We start from the raw sequence: 20,940 nt of genomic DNA on the forward strand, positions 1-20,940 counted from the left end.
GTGCGATGAGGCCACCGGAGAAGGGCATGAGGATGGACCGACCGATTCGACGACGGCACCTCCTACACGGAGCTACCGCTGGTGTGCTGGGCGCGACGTTGTCGCGGACTCCGCTCGTTGCCGCCGATCCGCTGCCGCCGGGGGAGGACAGTCCGTTGTTGTTCCACTCCCCAAAGGTCGAACGGTTCGTCGACGAATTGCCCCGGCTGCCGATCCTGCATGGCAGTGAAATCGAACTGACCGCCTCGACCACCATTCACCGTTTCCATCGCGATCTACCCGAATCGCCCGCATTCGGATACAACGGCATGTCCTACCTCGGACCGGTGATCGAGCATCGGGCCGGTCAGCCGTTGACCGCGACCTTCGTCAATCGCCTCGGCACACATCCGTTCGCCGCCGACATCGACACGACGTTGCACGGTGTCGAGGAGAAATACCGGAGCACGCCCCCGAGCTCATTGCATCTGCACGGCGGTGTGACTCCACCCGAGAGTGACGGTCATCCCGAGCAATTGGTGTTTCCCGGACAGAGAATTGTTCATCGGTTCCCACTGCGGCAGGACGCCGGCCACCTGTGGTATCACGATCACGCGATGGGCATCACCCGCGCGAACGTCTATGCGGGCTTGGCCGGGATGCTGTTGCTGCGCGACGCCTTCGATACCGGTGAACCCGATAATCCCGCCGGGCTGCCCGCCGCTGAGTTCGAGATTCCGCTGGTGCTGCAGGAGAAGTTGTTCACCTCCGACGGACACCAGAGCATCCGGTCCACGCTGATCGTGCCGCAAGGCGGCTGGGAGGGCGGGGCGGTCGGCGACATCGGTGTTGTCAACGGCAAGATCTGGCCGCAGATGCCGGTCAAACGTGGGCTCTATCGGTTCCGGACACTGAACGCCGCCTCGTTCAGTACCTGGAATCTGTACTTCAGCAACGGGATGCGGTTCTGGGTGATCGGAACCGAGCACGGACTGTTGAACGCGCCGGTAGCCGTACAGAATCTGCGGTTGGCGCCAGGGGAACGGGTCGATCTGCTGGTCGATTTCGCCGTCCTCGCCCCGGATGAATCCGTCGAGCTGTGCAACGACGAGCAGCCGGTTTTCCAGGCGGCCATCCTCGGTGAGGTAGCGATGCCGGTGTTCTGCCGATTTCGTGTGCTCGACGCCGATGGCTTCACCGGACCGATTCCCGAGCGATTACGTGGAGCGCCGCGCCAGCCCTCGGTGCTGCCGCCGCTGGAGACACCGACCGTGATTCGTAACGTGACGGTCAGTCAACCGTATGAGTTGCGCGATCCTCCGGCGATCATGTCGCTGAACAACATCACCTACGCCAGTCCGGAAATCGAGATGCCACGCCAGGGCACCGTCGAGCAGTGGAACATCATCAACATCACCCCCGATCCCCACCCGATTCACCTGCACCTGGTGACCTTTCGGATCCTGGGCCGCACCCCGTTGCGCACGGTGGACTTCCAACTGGCCCATCCGCAGCCACCGGTCGGTGTGAAATGGACGCCGTCGGCCGAGGACTTTCTCGCCGGCCCGGAGCAACCACCGGCACCATGGGAGTCCGGCTGGAAGGACATCGTGCGCGTCGACGGCGGCACCGTGACCCGCATCATCGTCCGCTTCCCGACCGGCGAGGAGCTCGGGTTCGATCCGGACGCGCCCTTCCCTCGCCTTACACCACACCCCCACGCTCCCGTGTCGCACCAATCTGTGAACCCGGACCCGGTGGTGCATCCCGCGCATGGTTCGCCGCCGGGGACCGACCTGCAGGGCTATGTATGGCACTGCCACCTGCTCGATCACGAAGACCACGACATGATGCTGCGATATCGGATGGTGCGAGGATGAGAATGCCGGTGCCCCAGCGGGTGGAGATCAGGGAAGTCGCGATGCGCGACGGACTGCAGAACGAATCGCCGATACCGCTGGAAGCCAAACTGCGGTTGCTGCAAGCCATCTCGATGACCGGTGTACGCGAGGTCGAGGTGACCGCGTTCGTATCGGCGTCGCGGGTGCCCGCGCACGCCGACGCCGAACAACTGGCCGCCCAACTGTATCGCTGGCCGAAACTCACCTTCTCGGCCTTGGTCGCCAGTCTCACCGGGGCTCGCCGCGCGGTGGCCGCGGGCCTGGAGAGGAGTACGTGGTCTCGGCCGCCGATGGGCACAGCCACGCCAATGTCGGTCGATCGAGCGCCGAAGCCGCCGCCCGCATCAGCGATATCGCCCAAGTGGTGCACAGTGCCGGAGGTCGGCTGGAAGTCATCATCGCCACCGCGTGGGATTGCCCGTTCGACGGACCGGTCGCACCGCAGCGGGTGGTCGAGTTCGCCGACCGCGCGGTCGATACCGGCGCCGACGCTATTTCCCTGGCCGACACCATCGGAACCGCCACTCCGGCACGGGTGCTGGATCTCGTCGATCAGGTCCGGGCGGTGATCGGCCCCATCGCGCTCGGTGCCCACTTCCACAACACCTCGGGCACCGGACTGGCCTGCGCGTACGCGGCATTGCTCGCCGGTGTGACTCGGCTGGACGCATCGGTGGGTGGACTGGGCGGGTGCCCGTTCGCGCCGGGAGCCAGCGGCAATATCGCCACCGAGGAACTGCTCTACCTGCTCGACGGATGCGGCGTCGCCTCCGGGGTGAACTTGCCCGCGGTGCTGACCGCGGCCGAGCTGGCTCAACGCGCCGTCAACAGAACCGGCACCAGCAACCTGCTCGACGCCGAACGTGGCCGCCGAGACCGCGCACGGCAACAGGTGGAAAGCCGATGACCACCGCTCGCGGTCCTCTCCGCGCCGTACCGGACACCGTGCACACCGGTGTCGCAAAGCTAACCACCGCGGCGAGTACCGCGATCAGTTCGGTCGGACAGTTCTATCTGCTGGCCGTGGATACCGCGCGTGCGTTGGCTCGCAGACGCTTTCCCTGGTCGGAGTTCATCGAACAATTATGGTTCCTGGCGCGCGTGTCACTGTTACCGACGGTGATGATGTCGATCCCGTTCACGGTGCTGGTCGTGTTCACCCTCAATTCGCTGTTGGGCGAGATCGGTGCCAGTGATCTGGCCGGTGCGGGTGCGGGGCTGGGAGCGGTCACCCAGATCGGGCCGTTGGTGACGGTGTTGGTGGTGGCCGGAGCCGGGGCCACGGCCATTGCCGCCGATATCGGGTCGCGCGTGATCCGGGAGGAAGTCGCGGCGATCGAGGTACTCGGCATCGACCCGATACACCGGCTGGTGCTGCCACGGGTTCTGGCCTCGACAGTGGTCGCGATCCTGCTCAACGGTGCCGTGTGCACAATCGGATTGATCGGAGGCTTTTTCTTCTCGGTCTATCTGCAAGACGTCTCGCCCGGCTCGTATGCCTCCAGTGTCACGCTACTGGTCGGGTTGGGGGAGCTGGCGCTCTCGGAGTTCAAGGCCGCCGTGTCGGGCATGATCGCCGGATTGGTGGCGTGCCATCGTGGGTTGTCGGTCACCGGGGGCGCCAAAAGTGTCGGCAACGCGGTGAACGAGACAGTGGTGTTCACCGCGGTGGCGCTGTTCGTCGCCAATACGGTGTTGACCTCGATTGGGCTCGCCCTTGGGGGGCACTGATGATATCGGGAACCGATGGGGGGCGGGCGGTCCGCAGGCGACTGGCCGCATTGAGCAGGGGAGTCGATGCGGTCGGCGCCCAGGTGGTCTTCTATCTGCGGGCGCTGGGATCGGTGGGCAAAGCCGCGCGCTCGTACCACGAGGAAACGCTGCGCCTGATCTCGGAGATCAGTCTGGGTTCCGGTGTTCTCGCGCTGGTGGGCGGCAGCGTGGTGATCATGGGATTTCTGACCTTTTTCGCCGGTGCGACGGTGGCCATTCAGGGCTACGACGCACTCGGCGGAATCGGGGTAGAAGCCTTCACCGGATTCCTGTCCGCCTACGTCAACATCCGTGTGGTCGCACCGGTGACCGCCGGGGTCGGTTTGGCGGCCACCATCGGAGCAGGCACGACTGCCGAGCTGGGGGCCATGCGGATCAGTGAAGAGATCGATGCGCTCGACGCGATGGCCATCCCCGCGGTGCCGTACCTGGTCGGCACCCGCCTGCTGGCCGGGGCGATCGTGGTGGTGCCACTGTATGCCCTCGGTGTCGTGGCCGCGTTCTTCGCCAGCCGCATCACCACGGTGGTGATCCTCGGCCAATCCGCCGGCGTCTATGACCACTACTTCACCACCTTCCTCAACCCCGACGATGTGCTGTGGTCGTTCGCCCAAGCCATCGCGATGGCGGCGGCGGTGATGCTGATCCACACCTACTACGGATTCCACACCAGTGGCGGCCCCGCCGGAGTCGGCGTCGCCACCGGACGCGCGGTGCGACTGTCGCTGATCAGCGTGGTCACGGTGACCCTGATGATTTCGCTGGCACTGTACGGAAGTGCCCGCCAACTGCACTTGGCGGGCTGATACGAGATGACCAACATGAAAAACAAGCTCGCAGCCCTGGCGCTGGTCGCGACTCTGGCGGCGGCGGTCGCCGTGACGTACCACTCGTATCGAGGCGCGTTCCGGCCCGGCGATCTGATCACCATCGAATCCGGTCGCGCTGGTCTGGCGTTGCGCACCGGAGCTTTGGTCAAACATCACGGCATGGAGGTCGGTCGCGTCAGCGCCATCCATCAGGACCCAGATCGTGGCGCGGTTGTCACCGTGCGCTTGGATCGCGATAAAACCGGCTCCATTCCGGCCGCGACGGGCGCCGACATCAGATCGACCACTATTTTCGGCGAGAAGTACATCACCCTGACCGATCCGGCGGTCACGACCAGCGGGGCCATCTCCGCCGGAACCGTGATTCGGGCGGCATCGGTGACGACGGAAATCAACTCGGTATTCGAATCGCTCACTGCGGTACTGGCCGCAGTCACACCGGAGAAACTCGACACCACCCTATCCGCGATTGCCACAGCTCTGCGCGGAAATGGTGCTGACCTGGGGCGAGCGATCGATGACGCCAATACCGTACTGGCACAGATCAATCCGCGCCTGCCCCAGATCAATCACGACCTGCGCGCGACCGCGGACGCCACCACCATCTATGCCGACGCCGCCGATGACCTGGTTGCCACACTCACCAACGCCGCCACCCCGGCCGCAACTCTGGTCGCCGAAGGCGACCGACTCGACCACACCCTGCTTTCGATCATCGGGATGGCCGATACCGGCAACGATGTACTCGCCACCAGTAGCGAGCCGTTGATCTCGGCGCTGACGTTGCTACGGCCGACGACCGATCTGCTCGGCGAGTACTCACCGATGCTCACCTGCTTCCTGCAAGGGGCCGACGAGGCCCGCAAACTCGCCGAACCGGTCTCCGGTGGCGACGGCGCGACTATGAAGTTGCGCTCGAGCCTGCTTTTCGGAGTGGATCCCTACGACTATCCCGCCAGCCTGCCGGTAGTCGCTGCCACCGGCGGCCCGCGCTGCGGATCGTTGCCGAAAGTCACCATGTCCGAGGTTCCCACCCCCTATGTGGTGGCCGACATCGGAGCCAATCCCTTCAGCAATGACACCGGCGCGCCACGCCTGGTGCCGGGCTCGCTGCTGGACCTGTTGTTGTCCACCTCACCGAGGGCACCGCGATGAAATCCAGGGCAGTGGCCGTCAAAACCGGCGTATTCACCGTGTGCATGCTGCTGGTGTTGGCCGGATTGGTGGTGGTGTTCGGTCAGTTCCGCTTCGATGACCGCACCAGCTATCACGCGGTGTTCACCGACGCCTCCGGACTCGAAGCCGGTGACTTCGTGCGAGTCGCCGGAGTCGAGGTAGGCCGTGTCGGCGCGGTGAAAATCGGGCAGGGCTACCAAGCGCAGGTGGAACTGGATCTCGACGACAATTACCGCCCCACCCGCGCCACACGGGCGGTCATCCGATACCAGAATCTGGTCGGCGATCGCTATCTGGAACTGCGCGAAGGCGTCGGGGATCCGGCACCGGTACCGGCGGGCTACACCATCGGTCTCGACCACACCTCTCCGGCACTGGACATGGACCTGCTCATCGGCAGCTTCCAGCCGCTGTTCCGCGGGCTCGAGCCCGACCAGATCAACCATCTTTCTGCCGAGTTGATCGCGGTCCTGCAAGGTCAAGGAAGTACTGTGCAGTCACTGCTCGCGCACGCCGCGTCGCTGACCAGCACTCTCGCCGATCGCGACCAGCTCATCGGCACGGTCATCACCAACCTCAACACCGTGCTGGGCGGCATCGACAGACACAACGGCGAATTCTCCTCCGCTCTGGACACGATCCAACAGATCGCCACCGGACTGGCCCAGGACAGCACCAGATGGGGACAGGCACTCGAACAGATCGACACCTCGGCCGCGACCGTGGCCGCGCTGCTGGCACAAGACCGTGCGGCGTTGGCCGGCACGATCGGTGAACTCGACCGCACGGCCACCCAACTCGACGCCGGCAGCGGCACTCTCGACAGCGTGCTCGGCCGGTTGCCCGACACCTATGCGGCGCTGAGCCGCCTCGGCGCATACGGCAACTTCTTCAACTACTACCTATGCGGTCTCCGGATCAAACTCAACGGTCCCGACGGCGCCGCCTTCACCACCCCCCTCTTCGGGCAAACCACGGGAAGGTGTGCACCGAAATGACCATCCATCACCACGGCCGCAATTATGTGCGCGCAGGCGTACTCGGCACCGTGCTGATCGCGCTCATAGTGCTGACCAGCCTCAACATCGACAACCTGCCGATCGTGGCCAGCCGCAGTACCTACCGTGCACTGTTCACCGACAGCGGCGGACTCGAACCCGGTGACGTCGTCGAGGTCGCCGGCATCGACTGCGGCCGGATACGCAGCATCGACATCGACGGTGCCGCGGTTGTGGTCGAATTCAGCGTCGATGCCGGACTGCGACTGGGCAGCGAAACAACCGCCCAGATCGCGACCGCGACAGTGCTGGGCACCAAGCATCTGCGGCTGCGGCCGGCCGGTGCAAACGCGCTGTCCCCTGGGGACACCATCGGATTGGACCGCACGCATTCGCCCTACAACCTCACCGACGCTCTCACCGACCTCACCGACACCACCGGGGCCATCGACACCGCGCAGCTGAGCCGATCGATGCAGGTTCTGGCACAGACCCTGCAGCAAACTCCCGATGATCTACGCGCCGCCGTCGACGGGGTCGGAAGGCTCTCGGCCACGATCGCCGAACGCGACCAATCATTGCGTGAGCTGCTGGAACACGCAGCGAGCATCACTGCCGTGCTGTCACAGCGCAGCGACCAACTCAACACCTTGATCAACGACGCCAACGCTGTTCTGGGTGAGCTCGAAGCTCGCCGGGCAGCGGTGAACACCTTGTTCGCCGATGTCACCGAGTTGGCCACCCAGTTGAGCGGGCTCGTCCACGACAACCGAGCCCAACTCGGCCCGACGTTGGATCACGTCAACGATGTGTTGTCGTTGTTGCAGCGCAACAACGACAACATCGCCGCCGCGATCCAACGTCTCGGGCCCTATGTCACCGAACTCGGCGAAGCCGTCGCCAGCGGGCCGTTCTTCAACTCCTACATCCAAAATTTGATCCCCGGACAGCTCATCGAGCCGTTTGTGCGAGCCGCACTCGGTCAACTCGTGAACCCCCCGGCAGCTCCCCAGGAAGGCCGATGAACACCGATCCGATCCAGCGAACAGTCACCGCTGGGACCGACACCGGTCCGCGATCACGCAGGCGCACCCGGTGGCTGGCCATATTGGTCGCCCTTGGCGTGCTCGCCGTCGTTTCCTACACCGTGGCTCCGCGCGTCACGAGTTACACCGTGACCGCCGAATTCGCTGCTGCGACCGGAATCTATCGCGGTGACGACGTGCGCGTGATGGGCGTGACTGTCGGCAGGATCGAGGCGATCGAACCGGTCGGTGACAAGGTGCGCGTGCGGATGCACTTGGACTCGGGCCGACCGATACCCGCCGACGCCAAGGCGGTCATCATGTCGCCGAACCTGGTGTCGTCGCGGTTCGTTCAGCTCGCTCCCGCCTACAGCGGGGGCGACCGCTTAGCGCGCGGAGCGACGATTCCGATTTCGCGCACGGCGATACCGGTGGAATGGGAACAGATCAAGGCCCAACTCCAGCGGCTGGCAACCGCATTGGGCCCGACCGACACCGACCCCCAGGGTCCCCTCGGGCAGGTTGTCGACGCGGCCGCGGCCAACCTGCGCGGGCAGGGCGCGAGTCTGCACGACACGCTGGCCAGCCTGTCGACAGCGATGAAAACCCTGTCCGAGGGGCGCGGTGACCTGGTCTCGATCGTGTCCAATCTGCAGGTATTCGTGACCGCGTTGTCCCAGAGCGGGCAACAGATGGTGGCGATCAACAACCGGCTCGCGTCGGTCGGGGCACTGCTGGCCGACAACCGCAACGACCTCGATACCGCACTCACCCGACTCGACGCCGCCCTCGGACAAGTCGCCGACTTCGTCGCCGCCAACCGCGACAAACTCTCGGTCACCGCAACCACGCTGTCACAGGTCGTTGCCAACCTCGCCCAGCAACGCGATGGGATCGCTCAGATCCTGCACGTGGCACCCACCGCGTTGGCGAACTTGCAAAACATCTATCAACCCGCTCACAACACGGTGGTCTCGGCGCTGGCATTGAGCAACTTCGCCAACCCTGTCAACTTCATTTGCTCGGCGATCGCCGCGGCCGAGCAAACTGACGCTCACATTGGTGCACAGCACTGCGTCCAATACCTCGGGCCCCTGCTGAATCTGTTGATCACCAACACCGTACCGGTGCAACTGAACCCATCCCGAGGGGTCGGGGCGCTACCGGGGCAACTGGTCTACAGCGAACCGGGCCTGGCCCGGGCCAGCACACCCCAGCCCGCGGCGCCGACGTTCCAACAGCTGCTGGTCCCGGAGGTTCCCCGATGAGCCCGCGCCAGTTGACCGGCAGACGAGCGGCACGCACGATGCTGGTCGGTTTCGCCGTCGTCGCCACCACCAGTGGCTGTCAATGGCGTGGCCTCAACTCGCTGCCCTTGCCGGGCACAGTCGGGCATGGGCCCGGGTCGTATTCGGTGCGCATAGAAATGCCCGATGTCTCTACCATCGACCGCAACTCTCCGGTGGTGGTCGACGACGTGACCGTCGGCTCGGTCGCCGCGATCAGCCTGCACAACCAGCACGCTCTGGTGACCGTCACGCTCGACGGCGGTGTCCGGTTGCCGGAGAACGCCACCGCCAAGGTCGGCCAGACCAGTTTGCTCGGCAGCACCCATATCGAATTGGCTGCGCCGATTACCGAACCCGCGCAGGGCACCCTGCACGATGGGTCCCAGATACCGCTGGCTCGCGCGGGTGCTTTCCCCACCACTGAACAGACACTGTCGTCGGTGTCGTTGGTACTCAGCGGGGGAGGGCTGGCCCAGATCCGCGACATCAGCGGTGAACTCGACGCAGCACTGTCCGGCCGCGAAGACGCGACACGCCAGCTGCTGAATCAATTGCACACCGTGCTCGACGGTCTCGATGAACAACGAAATGACATCGTGGCCGCCATCGCCGGGCTGGACGTGCTCAGCGCACGGTTGGCCGCCCACCATGACGAGATCGGTGACGCGTTGGCTCGCCTGGAACCCGCGTTGACCCTGCTCCGCGATCGCCGTGCCGACCTGACCCATGCCTTGACCAGCCTCGGCGCCTTGGGCGCTACCGCCACCACGATCGTCACCAGCACCAGCTCCGACATCAGCGCTGAGCTGCGCAGTCTGCAACCGGTGCTGGCCGGGCTGGCCGACGCTGGATCGGCGCTCACCGAATCCACCCGCTACCTGCTGACCTACCCGTTCCCCATCGACACCTACGCCAACGCCGTCCGCGGCGACTACGCCAACGGCGAGGTCACCCTGGATCTGACCTTGTCGACCCTGGACAACGCGCTGCTGCTGGGAACCCCACTGCAAGGGATACTCAGCGGATTGGAAGCCATCATCGGCCATACCGCTCCCGGCTCCCATCAGAACGCACCCCTGCCGCTGCCGGAGTTGCTGAACCCGCCCGCCACTTCCACACCGGGGAGCCCACGATGAGGTGGAAGCCCACACGCCCCTTCCCTCGCAGACTATGGATCTTCGCGGTCATCGCGGTGGTCGCTCTTACCATCGCTGGGGTCGAGTTCGCCCAGATTCCGCAACGCGCCGGACTCGGCCGATACACGGTGTACCTGGATCTTCATGAGGGCGGCGGTCTCTATGCCAATGCTGATGTCAGCTATCGCGGCGTCACGATCGGGCGAGTGAGCACGTTGACCGATACCGCGACAGGTGCCAGAGCCGGCCTCACATTGGACTCCTCGACGAAGATTCCCGCCGACCTGGACGCCGCAGTGCGTAGCATGTCCGCGGTCGGTGAACAGTATGTCGATCTGGCACCGCGCAGTTCGGGCGGACCATACCTGTCGGAGGGATCGGTCATCGTGGCCGCGCGAGGGTCCACACCGATCGAAGTGGGCCCGATACTCGACCAGATTCAGGCAGCATTGACCGCGATCGGTCCGGAAAATCTGCGCACCGTTCTCGATGAGGCATTCATCGCCGTCAACGGAGTCGCTCCCCAGGTACGCCGACTGCTCGACGCACTGCACCAGCTCGCCCGCGCGGCCTCCGAGGTCAGCGGCCCTACCGGTACTTTGATCGATCAACTCGGCCCGTTGCTGGACACCCAGACCGTCACCGGCGACGCGATCCGCTCATGGGCGGAGTCGATGGCCGCGCTGACCGCGCAACTGCGTGACAGCGACCCTCATCTGCGCGGAGTGCTCGACAAAGCAGCGCCGACCGCACAGGAGATCTCGGCGCTGTTCCAGGATCTGCGTCCGACCCTTCCGCTGCTGCTGTCGAACATGGTCACCGTGGAGCAGGTCGCCGCGGTCTACAATCCGTCGCTCGAACAGATCCTGGTGCTGTATCCGCCGCTGATGGCTGCTACCCAGTCAGCGGGGCTGCCCAACGCCGATGATCCCGCCCAGAACACCTTCTTCGCCAACCAGCTCAACGATCCACCGCCGTGCATCGAAGGGTTCCTGCCGCCCGAGCAGCGACGCTCACCGACCGATCTCGACGTCCCCGTGACGCCGGCCAACCTGTATTGCAAGGTGGCACCAGATGATCCGCGCGCTGTCCGCGGCGCCCGTAACCTGCCGTGCATCGAATTTCCGGGCCGACGCGCGGCCACGGTGCAACTGTGCCGCGATCCTTCCGGTGACACGACACCATCGACCGCCACAGCTCCCGCCGCTGCGCCGCCCGCCGCAGGAGCATCGCTGGCACCGGGCGCGCTCACTCACCCCGCTGCCAGCGTCACCACCTACGACACCCTCGACGGCAGCTATCTCGGCGGCGACGGTCGGCTGTATACCGAGCCCGGATTAGCCGGGTCGCGGCGGGGCAAACCCGTCGATCTGTCGGTGCTGCTGGCACCACCACCGTCATGACAAGGTTCTTTGGCCGACCATCGTCACAACGCGGGCGGCCGGTTGAATACGGCGCAGTCAGACGGTGTCCAATTTGGTGACCAGCCATCGGCCGTCGATCCAGTCCAGTTGAAGGCGCAGACTGCTCGATGTGGCCGTCGGCTGTTGCTGATCGGTAGCGGTGGTGACCTGATTGACGAACACCAGAGCCACCGCATGAGCGGTATCGGCAGAGACCACCGATGTCGCGGTGACCGTCGCGGTTGAGGACATTTGCCGCTGCCGAGCGGCCGGGACCACCACATCGGTGCCGAGCTTGCCGAAGTAGGTGGCGAAGTCACCGGACAGATGCGTCCGTGCGCGGGCGAGATCGTCGGTGACAGTGTCGGGGTGGTAGGTCAGCACCGCAGTAGCGGCGTCTGCGGCCGCTAGGGCTACCCCGGCGCGAGCATCGGCTTGGGCGCGATCGTTACGACAGATCACCCCGAGCCAACTTGTCGATACAGCCAGCCCGACCAGCAAAGTGCCCACCGCAACCTGCCATCGCCGGGCGGGGCTACGCCAGGGCGGCGGCAAGGGAATGTCAGTAGTGGGCTCGCTTGCGCGATCGATGGCTGCGACGGTCTCAACAGCGCCGATGTCGGCGGGCGTGCTGCTGTGCGGAGCGGAAGATTCGATGTCCGGGTCGGCGGTGGTGTCGTTGATATCGGGCCTCATGGGACGAAATCCACGTTCGAGACGAGGATACGGCCTTCGGTGCGCTGCATCACGAGTCGTAGCCGCCATATGCGCGGTTCCTCCTGTGCGCCTGCGGAATTGCTCACCTTGGACGATGCCGCGACCAGAATTTTGGCTCGATCGCCGTCGAGAGACTCCACTCCGGCTTCGGTGATGGTGCCGACGGTCGAGACATGAGCCTGTTTGACAACCGAGGTGAACCCCACAGAGCGCGCGGCGAAGTCGTCGCGGAACCCGCCGGTGGCACCATCGAGGATTCGTGCGATATCGGCATCGGCACTGTCGGCGGAGATCGTAGTCAAGTTGAGCACCGTCTGGCGAGCGGCTTGCAAGAAAGCAGCACGGTCGGCGCGTATCCGGTTGTCGTCTCGATGCTGGACGGCCAGCACGACCGTGCTCGCCGCCAGTGCTGCGATCAATGCCGCCGCGGCCAGGCGATATCCCGAGCGTGCCGTCAGCTGCCCGCCCCCGCGTAGACGGCTGAGACCGATTCGGGCAGCACCAGGGCACCGCCCCGGTGGCTTCGCTTGATCCGGCGGCGATATCGACTCGGCGTCGTTGTCGGCCATACGCTTCGCCTACTTCCATACGATTGAGTACCGTCTTGTGTACTGTATAGTATGGTTCGGCAGTGTGATGCGGATCGCATCCATGCCGAGCGAGAAGATCAGGAGGGCCGATGTCGTCTGGCGCCGTCGAAGAGCATTTCCAGCGCATTCCCTATAGCCCAGCGGCTGACGGGAAAGTGGAAATCCACTCCGGACTCAGCCGCCACTACCCGACGTTGCACGGCAATCTGGTGACGCCTCCACGGTTTTCGCGCGACCTGGCGGTGGTGATGGCGCATCCCTCGTCCAATTTCCTGTCTCATTTCTTGCTGAACGGGTTCGCCGAGGCCGGCATCCCGATCATGGGGCTGAACACCCGTTACGCCTGCAATGAGGCCGCGTTGCTGATGGAGCGTGCAGCCCAGGATCTGGGCGCGGGCGTCCGGTGGCTGCGCGAAGAACTCGGCTTCCAACGGGTGGTGCTACTTGGCTTCAGCGGCGGCGGCTCATTGGCGTCGTTCTATCAGGGCCAGGCCGAGAACCCAACGGTCACCGCAACTCCCAGTGGCGACGCAGTGTCGTTCGAGGACCTGGTGCCAGCCGATGGCATCATGCTTGTCGGCGCGCACCCTGGTCGCGCGCGGGTCTTGGCGAACTGGATCGATCCCTCGGTCGTGCGAGAGGACGACCCCTATCGCAGCGACCCCGAATTGGACCTGTACGCGCCTGAGCGTGGGCTTCCACTGTCAGCGGGATGGGTCACCCGCTATCGCGCTGCGCAGCGTCGGCGTATCGACCGCATCGATGCCTGGGTGCTCGAGCAACTCGAGCAGACCGACATCCATGCAGGCTCGGATCGGGCATTTGTGGTGCACCGCACCGTCGCCGATCCCCGCTTCGTCGATGTGAGCTTGGATCCCAGCGACCGCAAACCCGGCAGCATGTACGGCGATTCGGCCGCAGCCAACTGGAGCGCGGGTGGGTTGGCGCGGTTCGTTACCGCCCGTAGCTGGCTGAGTACCTGGAGTATCAGCCATTCCCGCGCCGACGCGCTGAGCGATTTGACCAGTGTCAAGGTGCCCACGGTTGTGATGGCTCTACGCGGGGACCAGGCCGCGTTCGTCAGTGAATCACGGCAGATGCACGCGGCCAGCGCTGACCCGTCTGCCGAAATTATCGAGATCGCCGAACTCGACCACTATCTCGTCGATAAACCCGAAGGCCTCAGCCAGATCATCGCCGAGTTGCTGACCTGGCTGCGTGCGCGCGGCCTCACCGACTGAATGTCGATGCCGGACAGCCGGTCTCGGCATATCGTGGACAAGGAGAAGCCACCATGTCAGTGCAAGCATCGTCGACGGCCCGCGGCCAGGTCGGCGGCGGCGAACCTCCAGTGAAATGTCCGAGCGCATTCCGCTATTGGGAATCGCTGCGCTCGCCGAAAGTTCAACGCCTGCAACGACTGGTTAAAACCATCACCGGCGGTGCGCTTTTTCCCACTGAGAGCCAGGCCGCTGCGTTGTGTGAAGACCTGTTCGCCGGTGACCCGGTCGCTGAGAGGTTCGTCGCGGAGGTCATGCACGGCGAGATCGGGCCTCAGCGCGGACGGCAGATGCTCGATGCCGCATTGTCAGGTGGCATCGACTCGGTGCCGGAGGCTCCGGAGTCGATGAAAGCGCTGTTCGCGGAGTTCGAGACCGTACCCGACTGGGTCCAGCCCGAGCTCGTCGAACAGGGGGCCGCGATTTGGCGGCGGTGGGGAACCATGCTGTTCAGTTTCGCCGGTGCCGAAACCTTGGAAATGTACACCGAATCAGCGGTGGCGACCCCGTTGTCGCTGGCCGGGGGCTATGCAGGCGACAGTGCACTGCGTCGATTCCTCGAGACCAGCCGCTTCTGGATGGACGTCTCGCAACCCGGAGCTCTGCTCACACCGGGTTCGAACGGGCGGGCAACCGCATTGAAGGTTCGGGTCATGCATGTTTCGGTCCGCGCCAGGGTCGCCGGTCATCCGGAATGGGATATCGACAAATGGGGGCTGCCCATCAGCCAGACTTATCAACTGCTCACCCTTCTCGGCGGCAGCGTTACTCCAGGGCTGGGGTTGTGGTTGCTGGGATACCAAACCACTGCATCCGAGATCCGCGCCCTGCTGCATTTCCAGAAGTACATGGGCTATGTGCTGGGGGTTCGGCTGCGGTGGTATCCGGAATCAGTGGTCGACTCCTTGCGGGTGTTGGCGATGACTATCGCGTCGCGTTCCTACGATGCCGGACACCACGGTGCCGAACTCATCGAGTCCTACCCGATGGCGTTCGCGCCGCGCGACGGCCACCGCGGATTGACCCGTTTACGCGAGATCTACAACTTCCGTATCAATTCCGTCTATTCGGCGATGTATATGGCCCCGCGGACCCGGCGCCGCTACCGCATGCCGCCGGCTTTTCCGTGGATCCTGATTCCGATCGCACGATTCCCGCTGATCACCGTGGTGGAGCTGGCACGTCGGCTGTTTCCGCCGTTTGCGCGAATCCACGAAAAGCTCATGCTCTGGCACCGCGAGAACTGGTACCGCGCCCAAATGCAAGGCCGGCAAGCCCAATTCGACGCCAGCGGGGCGCTGCGGCGCTGATCGGTGCCGCGTCCTTCGCCGCGTGCAGTTGCGCGGCGGGGATGGCAGCCTCCCCACCTACTCTCCTGGCCGTGATCGATAGGGATGACGTGGCCGACGACTGGAAAGACATATGACCCCCACCGAAATCATCGAAGCATGGAACGGTCCCGGCCGTCTGGACGGAACATTGACCACTGTGCAGGCGCGCCACAACGGCTTGCATCCCTCGTCGAATAAACTCGCCTTCGAGCATTGGTACTTCGATGCCCATCTCGACAGTGGGCACACTGTGATCGGGTTTCTCACGAAACGTCGACCCGAGGATCTGCCCAACGCCCGTCCATGGGTCGAAATGATCGTCTATAACCCGGACGGTTCACGACGTCAGGTGGCCAAGCGATATCCGCGGGCAGCGGCGTCGTTCTCCACATCGAGTTGTGATGTCCGCATCGGGTCCAACACCGCTCGCACCGAGTTCCCCGCAGCCGGTCTGCCGATCCACCATGTTCATTTCGTGGAAGACGACCTGGTATTCGACTTGCAATTCCACAACGAGACGCCCAGTTGGATGCCAGGACAAGGTGAGACCCGCTTCGGTGCGACCGATAGCTTCGGTTGGGTCGTCGGCGCACCGCGCGCCCGAGTGACCGGGACCGTCCAAATCGACGGGAAAGTCCTCACGGTCACCGGGCAGGGGTATGCCGACCACAACTGGGGTGTCGGTGACATGAAGAAAGTCATCGACCGTTGGCACTGGGGACGGCTGTATGTCCAGGAATACACGCTGCTGTATGCGAACGTTCGCACCCAGAAACAGCACGGTTCCCACGACATCGCCCCGCTGATGTTGGCAAAAGACGCCGACATCGTCTTGTCGACCGGCGAAATGGTCTTGACCGAAGGCCCTGGTCGATACAACCCGATCGCTGACCGGGAATATCCGGAATGGATCGAGCTGCAGGTTCCTGGCCGGATCGATCTGCGGCTGACCGTTCAGTCGGTCATTCACGCCCACGACCTCATCGACGATTTCCCCATCGTGCGGTCCCGGCTGATCAAGCCTTTGATGCATTTCGCGATCGGACACCCGGCGTATTTCCGCTTCGAGTCCGCCGTTGAATTGACTGTTCACACCGATAGCGGTCCCCAACAATATACCGGCACCACCCTGCACGAACTCGTCGCTCTGACATGAGTATCACAGCGCCCGCCGCCGGGGCCCATTCTCGTCGCGATCCGGAGAGTCACCCACAATGACGATCACCAGAGTTGCTGCACCTCCCGAGCCGAATCCCGCCCGGGATACGGTCGCGGGTCTGAAGTATTTGAGCGGCTTCGGCAACGAACATTGCAGCGAAGCAGTACCGGGCGCGTTGCCGGTACATCAGAACTCGCCGCAGAAAGCCCCGTTCGGTTTGTACGCCGAGCAACTCTCGGCGACAGCGTTCACCGAGCCACGGGTGGTCAATCGACGCAGCTGGGTTTACCGCATCACCCCCTCGGCCAAGCATCCGCCGTTCACGCGTGCAGATGACCGCACGTTTCGCAGCGCACCGGTGCTCAACGGGGTTGCCGACCCGAACCGGCTGCGATGGAACCCCTTGCCCGAAACGTGGCCGGAGGCCGACTTCCTCGACAGCATCTACACCCTGGCCGCCAACGGAAATGTACTGCAACGGCAGGGAGTCGCGATCCATCTCTACCGGGCGACGCGATCGATGCAGTCGCGCTACTTCGGCAACAGTGACGGTGAGCTGCTGGTTGTGCCTCAGCAGGGCCAGCTGCTGATACACACCGAGTTCGGCAAGCTGGCGGTAGCGCCTACCCAATTCGCGGTCATCGGACGCGGCATCCGATTCCGGGTCGAACTGCTCGATCCTCTCGCCGTGGGCTACGTGTGCGAGAACTACGGGGCGCCGTTCACGCTGCCCGAACTGGGGCCGATCGGTGCCAACGGACTGGCTCATGCCCGCCATTTCCACTACCCCGTCGCCGCCTACGAGGACAACACCGGACCGGTGCAAGTCGTCCAAAAGTTCGGGGGGCACTTGTGGGCCGCCGACTACGGCCATTCACCACTGGATGTCGTGGCCTGGCACGGATCACACGCCGCCTACGTCTTCGATCTCAACGATTTCAACGCCGTCGGCATGATCGGCTTCGATCACCCGGACCCCTCGATTTTCGCGGTGCTGACCTCACTGTCGGACACCCCCGGCCAAGCCAACGTCGACTTCTTGGCATTTCCCCCACGCTGGAATGTCGCCGAGCACACTTTCCGGCCTCCGCATTTCCACCGCAATGTGATGACCGAGTTCATGGGATTGGTGCAGGGCGTTCACGACTCCAAAGCCGAGGGCTTTCTGCCCGGCGGAGCCAGCTTGCACAACATGTGGTCCGCCCACGGTCCGGACCAAGAGACATTCGGCAAAGCCAGCGCCGCGGAACTGACACCGCAGAAGATCGAGGGATCACTGGCGTTCATGTTCGAAACCCGCTGGCCGTTGGTGATCACCGACTTCGCCCACGCCGCACCCCACCGCCAACCGCACTACGACACATCGTGGGCAGATTTGCAGCGGCTGTTCACCCCACCGAGCTGACCTGCCTCGCTCACCGCTCGACCCCCGTAAATCCCCTGTGGAGACCCCCATGACCTCCGAAGCAATCACCCCCGCCTTCGATCTGCCCGAGCCGACGTTACGCATCAACGGCCGACATATCGGCGCGCATGCCGGGCAGACCTACGAGTCGTTCAACCCGTCCACCGAAGAACTGGTCACCACCGTCGCCGCGGCACAACCCGAGGATGTCGACACCGCGGTCGCGGCAGCCCGCGCGCAACTGGAGGGCGGACCATGGTCGCGGATGAGCGGCTCCGAACGCGGACGAATTCTCACACGCGCCGCCCAGCTGATCGAGGAGGACGCACACAACCTGGCCGCATTGGAAGCGGTGGAGATGGGCAAGCTGTTCCACGACTCGGTCCGCGGTGACATCCCTGCGGCTGCCGAAGCGTTTCGGCACTTCGCCGGTTGGGCGGACAAAGTAACCGGCACCACGGTCCAGCTGCCCGACTTCGGGCCCCAGCGACGATTCGGCTACACCATCCGACAACCGCTGGGAGTGCTGGGAGCGATCACCCCCTGGAACAACCCGGTACTGATCGCCGCTTGGAAGCTGGCGCCGGCGTTGGCGGCTGGATGCACGGCCGTGATCAAACCCGCCGAGGACGCGTCGTTGTCCACCCTGCGCCTGGGCGAGCTGCTCGCCGACGCCGGACTGCCCGACGGCGTGCTCAACATCGTGCCGGGCCTGGGAACGGTGGCCGGAGCCGCGCTGGCCGGTCACGGCGGCATCGACAAGATCTCCTTCACCGGAAGCCTCCGTGTCGGCAAACAGATTCAAAGCCTCGCCGGAGATACCTTCCGCAAAGTAACCCTGGAACTCGGCGGAAAGGCACCGCAGCTGGTCTTCGACGACGCCGACCTCGACCAAGCGATGCCGTGGATCGCGATGGGCAACTTTTATCACCAAGGCCAGGTCTGTGCCGCCGGAACCAGGGTGCTGGCCCACGAATCAATCGTCGACAAGGTCATCGAAGGCCTTATCGACGCCGCTGAAAACGCACAGATCGGAGACCCGTTCGCGTCCGCCAGCACGATGGGCGCCATCGTCAACGGCCGCCAGCTGGACCAGATTCTGCGCTATATCGACATCGGACGTGCGGAGGGCGCCGAACTACTCGCCGGAGGAGGACGTGTCGCTCGCAGTGGTTACTTCGTAGAACCTACGGTGTTCCGCGGCAGCAACGATCTGACTATCGCGCGCGAGGAAATCTTCGGACCGGTGGCCACCGTGATCAGTTTCGAAGACATCGACGAAGCGATCCACTTGGCCAATGCCACCAAATACGGGCTCAACGCCATGGTTTACACCAGCGACCTGTCGCGAGCGCTCGCCGTCACCGAGCGGTTACGGGTCGGGACGGTGTGGGTCAACGGGTGGGGAGTGCCGGATCCAGCATTGCCATGGGGTGGTCGCGCGGGCTCAGGCATCGGCCGAGAACTCGGCCGCAGCGGCATCGAAGCCGACACCGAGGAAAAAACAGTTCACATCGGGATATAGACCCGACAGCCTTCGACGCCGCGACCTGAGCCGGGGACTGCGTGCAGGCATGCACCGCCGCAATTGCGATACAGGAGTTCGATGGACGCACAACAACAGATCACCGGACCTTTGGACGGTATCCGAGTACTCGAACTCGGCTCGCTGATCGCCGGGCCTTTCGCGGCTCGGCTGCTCGGCGACCTGGGTGCGCAGATCATCAAGATCGAATCCCCGATTGCCGGTGACCCGCTGCGCACCTGGGGCCAAGCCGAGCTCGACGGGCACCACTTCCATTGGACGACCCTGGCCCGCAACAAACAATCCATCACCTTGAACCTGCGTGCGGCCCGTGGACGGGAGTTGCTGCTGGAACTGGTCGCACACAGCGACGTCGTCGTAGAGAACTTCCGGCCGGGCACCTTGGAACGCTGGGGCTTGGGCTACGACGTTCTCCACGAACGCAATCCAGGGCTCGTACTGGCCCGAGTATCCGGGTACGGGCAGACCGGACCATCAGCGCAGCTGCCCGGCTACGCCTCGGTCGCTGAAGCTGTGAGCGGGCTCCGTCACCTCAATGGCTACCCCGGCCAAGCCCCGCCCCGGCTGGCGCTGTCGCTGGGCGACAGCCTGGCGGGCATGTTCGCCGCCCACGGTGTGCTGGCGGCTCTGTATCACCGCAGCCGGACCGGGCAGGGACAAGTGGTCGATGTCGCGCTCACCGAAGCGTGCTTGGCAATCCAGGAATCGGCGATCGCCGACTACGACATCGGCGGCATCACCCGCGGACCCTCTGGCACCCGTCTCGAGGGGATCGCGCCATCGAACCTCTACCGCACCCACGACGGCGTGTGGTTGGTGATCGCCGCCAACCAAGACAGCGTGTTCGGGCGCCTGTGCCGGGTTATGGGCCAACCGGACCTGGCAGCGGACCCCCGCTTCAGCGACCACCGCGCCCGCGGCCGCAACCAGGACGAACTCGACGACATAATCGCCACGTGGGCCAGCGCGCGGACCGCCGACAAACTCACCACACTGTTGGCCGCGGCCGGTGTGCCCGCCGGGCGCGTGAACACCATCGCCGAGGTCGTCGCCGACCCACAGATGCGGGCACGACAGATGATCGTCGACCACTATGACCAACGCGTCGGACGGACCGTTCGAGGCCCTGGCATCGTCCCGAAACTCAGTGCCACACCCGGCAGTGTCCGCAACGCAGGGCCCCCCGAACCTGGATCCGACAACGATTACGTCTACCGCACCCTGCTCGGACTCGGCGACGTCGAATGCCGCGAGCTGCATGACGCAGGTGTCATCTGAGCAGGTGCAAGTCCACTCGACCATTCGCCCGGCAAAGGAGCTGAATCCGCCATGTTCCTTGCCTACGTCGTCTCGACAGCTGTGCTCGCCACAGCGATGACGCTCGCCGCATTCGCCTCAGCGA

The 20,940-nt window shown here is 64.4% G+C and carries 17 protein-coding genes and 1 pseudogene; 16 read left to right on the forward strand and 2 right to left on the reverse strand.

The features are described from left to right. Positions 1–32: 32 nt before the first annotated feature. The 10 genes and pseudogenes from AB0L58_RS29270 to AB0L58_RS29315 all read left to right on the forward strand — a co-directional run bounded on the left by AB0L58_RS29270 (position 33) and on the right by AB0L58_RS29315 (position 11,510). Positions 33–1,859 (forward strand): multicopper oxidase domain-containing protein, encoded by a 1,827-nt coding sequence (locus tag AB0L58_RS29270; RefSeq protein ID WP_364391530.1) that lies wholly within the window; start codon positions 33–35, stop codon positions 1,857–1,859. A gap of 2 nt (positions 1,860–1,861) precedes the next feature. After that, positions 1,862–2,787: pseudogene (locus AB0L58_RS29275) on the forward strand (hydroxymethylglutaryl-CoA lyase). Then, the gene (locus tag AB0L58_RS29280) at positions 2,784–3,611 is read left to right on the forward strand and encodes an ABC transporter permease (RefSeq protein WP_364391378.1); all 828 of its coding nucleotides are present in this window, start codon (positions 2,784–2,786) and stop codon (positions 3,609–3,611) included. Before AB0L58_RS29275 ends, AB0L58_RS29280 begins: the two are co-directional and overlap by 4 nt. Further along, a complete protein-coding gene (locus tag AB0L58_RS29285; protein ID WP_364391380.1) occupies positions 3,611–4,459 on the forward strand; it encodes an ABC transporter permease in 849 nt (282 codons plus the stop codon). Before AB0L58_RS29280 ends, AB0L58_RS29285 begins: the two co-directional genes overlap by 1 nt. Positions 4,460–4,474: 15 nt before the next feature. Next, entirely contained in the window at positions 4,475–5,638 is a 1,164-nt protein-coding gene (locus AB0L58_RS29290; protein WP_364391382.1) for an MCE family protein, read from the forward strand. Continuing rightward, a complete protein-coding gene (locus AB0L58_RS29295; RefSeq protein WP_364391384.1) occupies positions 5,635–6,657 on the forward strand; it encodes an MlaD family protein in 1,023 nt (340 codons plus the stop codon). The genes AB0L58_RS29290 and AB0L58_RS29295 overlap by 4 nt, the downstream gene beginning before the upstream one ends. Next, a complete protein-coding gene (locus AB0L58_RS29300; protein WP_364391386.1) occupies positions 6,654–7,682 on the forward strand; it encodes an MCE family protein in 1,029 nt (342 codons plus the stop codon). The genes AB0L58_RS29295 and AB0L58_RS29300 overlap by 4 nt, the downstream gene beginning before the upstream one ends. After that, on the forward strand, positions 7,679–8,950 hold the full coding sequence (locus AB0L58_RS29305) for an MCE family protein (RefSeq protein ID WP_364391388.1): 1,272 nt from the start codon (positions 7,679–7,681) through the stop codon (positions 8,948–8,950). Before AB0L58_RS29300 ends, AB0L58_RS29305 begins: the two co-directional genes overlap by 4 nt. Then, on the forward strand, positions 8,947–10,107 hold the full coding sequence (locus AB0L58_RS29310; protein WP_364391390.1) for an MCE family protein: 1,161 nt from the start codon (positions 8,947–8,949) through the stop codon (positions 10,105–10,107). The genes AB0L58_RS29305 and AB0L58_RS29310 overlap by 4 nt, the downstream gene beginning before the upstream one ends. Beyond that, complete coding sequence (locus AB0L58_RS29315; protein ID WP_364391393.1) at positions 10,104–11,510, forward strand: MlaD family protein; 1,407 nt, start codon at positions 10,104–10,106, stop codon at positions 11,508–11,510. Before AB0L58_RS29310 ends, AB0L58_RS29315 begins: the two co-directional genes overlap by 4 nt. Positions 11,511–11,567: 57 nt before the next feature. On the opposite strand, the gene AB0L58_RS29320 is transcribed toward AB0L58_RS29315, so the two are convergent. Both AB0L58_RS29320 and AB0L58_RS29325 read right to left on the reverse strand, forming a co-directional pair. Then, entirely contained in the window at positions 11,568–12,206 is a 639-nt protein-coding gene (locus AB0L58_RS29320) for a hypothetical protein (RefSeq protein WP_364391395.1), read from the reverse strand. Further along, entirely contained in the window at positions 12,203–12,796 is a 594-nt protein-coding gene (locus tag AB0L58_RS29325) for a hypothetical protein (RefSeq protein ID WP_364391398.1), read from the reverse strand. Before AB0L58_RS29325 ends, AB0L58_RS29320 begins: the two co-directional genes overlap by 4 nt. Before the next feature lie 110 nt (positions 12,797–12,906). Between AB0L58_RS29325 and AB0L58_RS29330 the strand changes: the two genes are divergently transcribed. From AB0L58_RS29330 to AB0L58_RS29355, 6 genes are all read left to right on the forward strand, one after another. Continuing rightward, positions 12,907–14,058, forward strand: a complete 1,152-nt coding sequence (locus AB0L58_RS29330; protein WP_364391400.1) for an alpha/beta hydrolase — start codon at positions 12,907–12,909, stop codon at positions 14,056–14,058. A gap of 53 nt (positions 14,059–14,111) precedes the next feature. Beyond that, positions 14,112–15,407 carry an oxygenase MpaB family protein gene (locus AB0L58_RS29335; protein WP_364391403.1) on the forward strand — a complete coding sequence of 432 codons (1,296 nt, stop codon included), beginning with the start codon at positions 14,112–14,114 and terminating at the stop codon, positions 15,405–15,407. Positions 15,408–15,519: 112 nt separating this feature from the next. Further along, complete coding sequence (locus AB0L58_RS29340) at positions 15,520–16,584, forward strand: lipocalin-like domain-containing protein (protein WP_364391405.1); 1,065 nt, start codon at positions 15,520–15,522, stop codon at positions 16,582–16,584. A 58-nt stretch (positions 16,585–16,642) separates the two neighbouring features. Then, positions 16,643–17,992 carry a homogentisate 1,2-dioxygenase gene (hmgA, locus tag AB0L58_RS29345; RefSeq protein ID WP_364391407.1) on the forward strand — a complete coding sequence of 450 codons (1,350 nt, stop codon included), beginning with the start codon at positions 16,643–16,645 and terminating at the stop codon, positions 17,990–17,992. Positions 17,993–18,041: 49 nt separating this feature from the next. After that, positions 18,042–19,517 carry an aldehyde dehydrogenase family protein gene (locus AB0L58_RS29350; RefSeq protein WP_364391409.1) on the forward strand — a complete coding sequence of 492 codons (1,476 nt, stop codon included), beginning with the start codon at positions 18,042–18,044 and terminating at the stop codon, positions 19,515–19,517. Between the two features lie 81 nt (positions 19,518–19,598). Then, positions 19,599–20,816 carry a CoA transferase gene (locus AB0L58_RS29355; RefSeq protein ID WP_364391411.1) on the forward strand — a complete coding sequence of 406 codons (1,218 nt, stop codon included), beginning with the start codon at positions 19,599–19,601 and terminating at the stop codon, positions 20,814–20,816. The last annotated feature ends 124 nt before the right edge of the window (positions 20,817–20,940 follow it).

The organism is Nocardia sp. NPDC052112, from assembly GCF_040680135.1.
Lineage (GTDB): Bacteria > Actinomycetota > Actinomycetes > Mycobacteriales > Mycobacteriaceae > Nocardia.